At 70.1% G+C, this 6,146-nt stretch carries 4 protein-coding genes; all 4 read left to right on the forward strand.

Annotation, left to right across the window (positions count from 1 at the left end):
- Positions 1–146 precede the first annotated feature (146 nt).
- Positions 147–2,009, forward strand: coding sequence for a peptidoglycan D,D-transpeptidase FtsI family protein (locus AC5592_RS16290; protein WP_157121942.1), 1,863 nt, complete (start codon positions 147–149; stop codon positions 2,007–2,009).
- Between the two features lie 183 nt (positions 2,010–2,192).
- On the forward strand, positions 2,193–3,878 hold the full coding sequence (locus AC5592_RS16295) for a UDP-N-acetylmuramoyl-L-alanyl-D-glutamate--2,6-diaminopimelate ligase (protein WP_063064723.1): 1,686 nt from the start codon (positions 2,193–2,195) through the stop codon (positions 3,876–3,878).
- Positions 3,875–5,395 carry a UDP-N-acetylmuramoyl-tripeptide--D-alanyl-D-alanine ligase gene (locus tag AC5592_RS16300; protein ID WP_036500350.1) on the forward strand — a complete coding sequence of 507 codons (1,521 nt, stop codon included), beginning with the start codon at positions 3,875–3,877 and terminating at the stop codon, positions 5,393–5,395. The genes AC5592_RS16295 and AC5592_RS16300 overlap by 4 nt, the downstream gene beginning before the upstream one ends.
- On the forward strand, positions 5,392–6,146 hold a 755-nt coding region (locus AC5592_RS16305; RefSeq protein ID WP_063064724.1), incomplete at its 3' end, for an MraY family glycosyltransferase. The genes AC5592_RS16300 and AC5592_RS16305, both read left to right, overlap by 4 nt.

A 6,146-nucleotide genomic window follows, 5' to 3' on the forward strand; every position in this document is an offset into this window, starting at 1 on the left:
ACCGCTCCGCCCGCACCCGTCGCACCCGCCGCGCAGCCGGCCGGCACCCAGCCGGTGATCCAGGCGGCACCCGAGGGGGCCGATCGATGACCGGCCGCGGTGGAGGCAGAACCGGCGGGAGTGCCACCGGACGCGGCCGGGCGGGTATGCGATCCACACCCGCCCGGCCGCGTCGCGCTCCCCGGCCGCGGGCGGGCTCGCCCGCGGATGCCTCCACGCGGCTGCGGTTCGGAGTCGGACGTGTGCTCATGCTGGTGGCGCTACTCGTCGTCGCGATGCAATTGCTGTGGCTGCAAACGTTTTCCGCACCCAACCTGTCGGCCGAGGCGGCGAGCCAGCGCACGGTGCATCAGACCGACTGGGCGCAACGCGGTGCCATCCTCGATCGCGACGGCCGCGCGCTCGCGTTCACCGTCGTGACGAAGAAGCTCAACTTCCGGCCGATCGCTGTGCGCAAGGATCTGGCCGACGCACGGGCGAAGAGCGACAAGGCGCCCGAGGTCGACAAACGGCTGGAAGCGATCGCCAAGACGATTCACGAGAAGCTGGGCAAGGACGCGCCCCCGGAAGCGGAGCTGCTCGCCAAACTGCGCAGCGACGACCAGTTCACCTACCTGGCCTACAACGTCGACTCCCGGGTCGCCGACGAGATCACCGAGAAGTTCCCCGAGGTGGGGACCGAACGTCAGGACACACCGGTCTATCCGGGCGGCGCGCTGGCGGCCAATGTGGTGGGCGCGACCGGCTGGGACGGACACGGCCAGGTGGGACTCGAGGCGTCGATGGACGCGACGCTGGCCGGCACCGACGGTTCGCACACCTACGATCGCGGCTCCGACGGGGCGGTCATCCCCGGCAGCGAGCGCGACAAGGTGCCCGCGGTCAACGGCTCCAATGTCGAACTGACCCTCGACTCCGATCTGCAGTACTACGTGCAGCAGCAGGTGCAGGAGGCCAAGGACAAATCCGGCGCCGAGGACGCCTCGGCGGTGGTGCTGGACGCCCACACCGGCCAGGTGCTGGCGATGGCCAACGACAACACCTTCAATCCGGCGCAGGATCCGAAGTTCTGGGCCTCGGCCGATATCGGCAATCCGTCGGTGACCAATGCCTACGAGCCCGGTTCGGTGAACAAGATCATCACCGCGGCGGCCTCCATCGAATACGGCCTGACCAACCCGGACGAGGTTCATCAGGTCCCCGGGGAGATCCACATGGGCGGGGTCGTCGTCCACGACGCGTGGTCGCACGGCGTCATGCCCTACACCACCACCGGCATCTTCGGTAAGTCGTCGAACGTGGGCACGCTGATGCTCGCGCAGCGCGTCGGCGAGGATCGCTTCGCGGATATGGTCAAGCGTTTCGGGCTGGGGCAGCGCACCGGTGTCGGGCTGCCGGGTGAAAGTGGTGGCATCGTGCCGCCGCGCGACCAGTGGTCCGGTTCGACGTTCGCGAATCTGCCCATCGGGCAGGGACTTTCGATGACCCTGCTGCAGATGACCGGGATGTACCAGGCCATCGCCAACGACGGGGTGCGGATCCCGCCGCGCATCGTCAAGGACGTGATCGGCCCCGACGGGCACCGCAGCGGCGAACCGCAGCCGGACGGCGTGCGGGTGGTGAGCCCGCAGACCGCGAGTACGCTGCGGCAGATGTTCCAGGCCGTGGTGCAGCGCGATCCGATGGGATACCAGCAGGGCACGGGCGCTCCCGCCGCGATCGAGGGCTACCAGATCGCCGGGAAGACCGGGACCGCGCAGCAGATCGACCAGAAATGCCAGTGCTATTCCGCCGATCGTTATTGGATCACCTTCGCCGGAATCGCCCCGGCCGACAATCCGCGCTACGTCATCGGCATCATGTTGAACGCACCCGTGCGCAGCACCGACGGCAGCGGTGGGCAGTCGGCGGCGCCGCTGTTCCACAGCATCGCCTCCTGGGCGCTGCAGCGCGATCGCGTTCCGCCGTCGACCGTGCCGCCGAAACAGCTTGTGCTCCAGGCGATGTAGCGGTGTGTGCGGTTGAATGTCCGGTTTCGGAAGCGTGGGTGTCCGTGTGCGGCCCGCCGCACGGGCGGGTGCGGGCGCGGTGAGGCCGGGGAGCCGGTGCGCGCGAGGCGGCCACGCTGCGTGGCCGCCGATCGCCCACAGGTAACCTGACTCCCCGACCCCGAATCTCGACCCGATGCACAGATGTGCGCCCACGAAAGGAGCCTGGTGCCCGTGCAGCCCAGCCCGCAGGTGCTTCGCCCCGCCGTTGCGTTGCCGACGCCGGTGCAGGCCGTTGCCGAACTGACCGGTGCGCGGCTGAACTCCGGCGGCCCGGCCGGGATCGAGATCACCGGCATCGAACAGCGCTCGAACGCCGTCCAGCCCGGTGACCTGTTCGCCGGTCTGGCCGGTGCCAAGGCCCACGGCGCCCGCTTCGCCGCCGATGCCGTGGCACGCGGCGCGGTCGCGGTGTTCACCGACGCAGCCGGTGCCGAACTGATCGGCGAACTGGATGTGCCGGTCCTCGTGCACGACGACCCGCGTGCGGTGCTGGGTGAACTGTCGGCGGCGATCTACGGTCATCCGTCGCGACAACTGCAGGTCATCGGCATCACCGGCACATCGGGTAAGACCACCACCTCCTATCTGGTGGAGGCCGGACTGACCGCCGCCGGACTGTCGACCGCCCTGATCGGCACCATCGAGACGCGGATCGCGCGCCGCGTCGATGCGAACCCGGAGGAGGGCGCTGCCGGGCCGAGCGGCGCCGTCGAGTACCGCCGGGTGCCCAGCGCGCTGACCACGCCGGAGGCTCCGCAACTGCACGCGATGTTCGCGCTGATGGTGGAACAGGGTGTGCAGGCCGTGGTGATGGAGGTGTCCAGCCACGCGCTGGCGCTGGGCCGCGTGGACGGTGTGCACTTCGCCGTCGGCGCGTTCACGAACCTGTCGCAGGATCACCTGGACTTCCACGCCGATTTCGAGGACTATTTCGCCGCCAAGCGTCGGCTGTTCGTCCCGGATCCGGGGTCGCCGCAGCGGCAGGTCGCGGCCGATACCTGCGTGATCTGCGTGGACGATGCCTGGGGCCGGCGGCTGGCGCGGGAGGCGAGCGGGCGTGCCCGGGTCGTCACCGTGGCGACCACGGACTGCCCGACCGGGGAGACCGAACCGGAATGGACGGTGACCGGCGCCGCCGCGCTGGCCGACGGCGGGCAGCAGTTCACCGCGGTCGGCCCGGACGGTGAGATTCCGGCCCGGCTGCGGCTGCCCGGGCGCTACAACATCGCCAACGGCCTGCTCGCGATCGCGGTATGCGCCGCGGCGGGTGTCGACGCGGCGGCGGCGGCCGCGGCGCTGGGCGAGGTGGATGTGCCCGGCCGGATGCAGCGCGTGAACGCCGGACAGGATTTCCTCGCCCTCGTCGACTACGCGCACAAGCCGGCCGCGGTGGAATCGGTGATCGCGACGCTGCGCCGGCATCTGCGCGACACGGGTGGCCGCCTGGCCGTGGTCGTGGGCGCCGGTGGCGATCGCGACGCCGGTAAGCGGCCGCTGATGGGCGCCACCGCGGCGCGCGGCGCGGAGCTGCTGGTCATCACCGACGACAATCCGCGCACCGAGGATCCGGCCGAGATCCGCGCCGCGATCCGTGCGGGCGCGCTGGGTATCGCCGAGGCCGAGCGCGGTGAGGTGCGCGAGATCGGCGATCGGGCCGCCGCCATCGCCGCGGCCGTGGATTGGGCACGGCCGGGGGATGTGGTGCTGGTGGCAGGTAAGGGACACGAGACCGGGCAGGAGATTGCGGGTGTGAAGTATCCGTTCGACGACCGTGAGGTGCTGGGACAGGCCCTGGAACGTAAGACGAAAGACCTGACGGTTTCATGATCGAAATGACTCTGCGGGAGATCGCCGAGATCGTCGGCGGCACGCTGCACGACGTGAGCGATCCCGCGGTGACGGTGACCGGTGCGGTCGAATTCGATTCGCGCCGAATCAATTCCGGCGACCTGTTCCTGGCGTTGCCGGGCGAGCACGTCGACGGGCACGACTACGCCGGTAAGGCCGTGGCCTCCGGTGCGGTCGCGGTGCTGGCGGCGCGTCCGGTCGGCGTACCGGCGATCGTGGTCGAACCGTTCGCCCCCGCGGCCGACGCGGCGGCGAACCGCTCCTATGTGCTGGCACACGACACCGACGGCTCCGGCGCCGCCGTGCTGGCGGCGCTGGCCAAACTGGCGCGCGCGAGCGTGGACCGGCTGGCCGCCGCCGGCCTGAACGTGGTCGGGGTGACCGGTTCGGCCGGGAAGACCTCCACCAAGGATCTGCTGGCGCGCGTGCTCGCGCCGCTGGGCGCCGTGGTCGCCCCGCCCGGATCGTTCAACAACGAACTGGGCCATCCGTGGACGGCGCTGCGCGCGGGAGCCGACTCCCGCTTCCTGGTGCTGGAACTGTCCGCGCGCGGCCCGGGCCATATCAAGGCGCTGACCGATATCGCGCCCCCGCGCATCGGTGTGGTTCTCAACGTCGGCACCGCGCACCTGGGTGAGTTCGGCGGCCGCGACGCCATCGCGCAGGCCAAAGGCGAACTGGTGGAAGCGCTTCCGCCCACCGGCGTGGCGGTGCTCAACGCCGACGACCCGCGGGTGGCGGCGATGGCCGTCCGGACCCGGGCCCGTGTGGTGACCTTCGGTCAGGCGTCCGGCGCCGACGTGCGGGCCACCGATATCGTGCTCGATTCCGACGCGCGGGCGCGATTCACCTTGCACGCCAACGGTTCTCACGCCGAGGTGCATCTGGCGGTGTACGGCGAACACCAGATCTCGAACGCGCTGGCCGCGGCCGCCGTGGCGCTCGAATGCGGTGCGGATCTCGACACCGTGGCCCGTGCTCTGGCCGGTGCGACGGTCGATTCGGCGCACCGGATGGATGTGCGGACCCGGCCCGACGGGGTCACCGTCGTCGACGACTCCTACAACGCCAACCCGGATTCCATGCGCGCCGCACTCAAGGCCCTGGTGTCGATGTCGCGCGCCGGCGGTACGCCGGACGCGCCGCGCGGCCGGCGCAGCTGGGCGGTCCTGGGCGAAATGGCGGAACTGGGCGAGGAATCGGTCGTCGAACACGACAGCATCGGCCGGCTCGCGGTGCGGCTGGACGTCGACCGGCTGATCGTGGTCGGCACCGGGCGCCCGGCCCGCGCGCTGCACCAGGGTGCGGTCATGGAAGGCTCGTGGGGCGAGGAATCCATCCTCGTACCCGATATCGAATCCGCGATCGCCCTGCTGGACAACGAGATCGCGGCCGGTGATGTGGTGCTGGTCAAGGCGTCGAACTCCGCCGGTCTGTGGGCGGTGGCGCAACACGTGCTCGCATCGGGTGAGCAGGGCACGGAGGCAGCTGGATGAGGCAGATTCTGTTCGCGGCGGGGATCGCGCTGGCGGTATCGATCCTGCTGACGCCGCTGCTGATCCGCATGTTCGCGCGGCGCGGATTCGGCCAGGAGATCCGCATCGACGGCCCCGAGAGTCATCAGGCCAAGCGCGGCACCCCGACCATGGGCGGTGTCGCGATCCTGATCGGCATGTGGGCCGGATATCTGGGCTCGCATCTGATCGGCATCGGCTATCACGCCGACGGGCCGTCGGCCTCGGGCCTACTGGTCCTCGGCCTGGCCACCGCGCTGGGCGTGGTCGGCTTCATCGACGACTTCATCAAACTGCGCAAGCAGCGCAATCTGGGCCTGACCGCGGCCGGTAAGTACATCGGCCAGCTCGGTTCGGCGGTGATCTTCGGGGTGCTCGCGCTGCAGTTCCGCGGCGCGGGCGGGCGGACCCCCGCCAGCCGGCATCTGTCGTACGTGCGAGAGATCAACACCGTCTCGATGAGCGTGATCATCTTCCTGGCGTTCGTCTGCCTGGTCGTGGTCGCGTGGTCGAACGCGGTGAATCTCACCGACGGGCTGGACGGCCTGGCCGCGGGGTCGATGAGCCTGGTGCTGGGCGCCTACGTGATCATCACGTTCTGGCAGTACTACCACGCCTGCGAATTCAAGGCCGAAGCCGGCTGTTACAACGTGCGCGATCCGCTGGATCTGGCGCTGGTGTGTGCCGCCGGCGCGGCGGCGTGTGTCGGATTCCTGTGGTGGAATGCGGCGCC

The organism is Nocardia violaceofusca NBRC 14427 (assembly GCF_963869435.1).
Taxonomy (GTDB): Bacteria; Actinomycetota; Actinomycetes; order Mycobacteriales; family Mycobacteriaceae; genus Nocardia; species Nocardia aobensis.

Excerpts from the sequence above, each read along its gene's own strand:
- AC5592_RS16295 (WP_063064723.1), top strand. The coding sequence starts at position 2,193 with ATGTGCGCCCACGAAAGGAGCCTGGTGCCCGTGCAGCCCAGCCCGCAG.
- AC5592_RS16300 (WP_036500350.1), top strand. The coding sequence starts at position 3,875 with ATGATCGAAATGACTCTGCGGGAGATCGCCGAGATCGTCGGCGGCACG.
- AC5592_RS16290 (WP_157121942.1), top strand. The coding sequence starts at position 147 with ATGCGATCCACACCCGCCCGGCCGCGTCGCGCTCCCCGGCCGCGGGCG.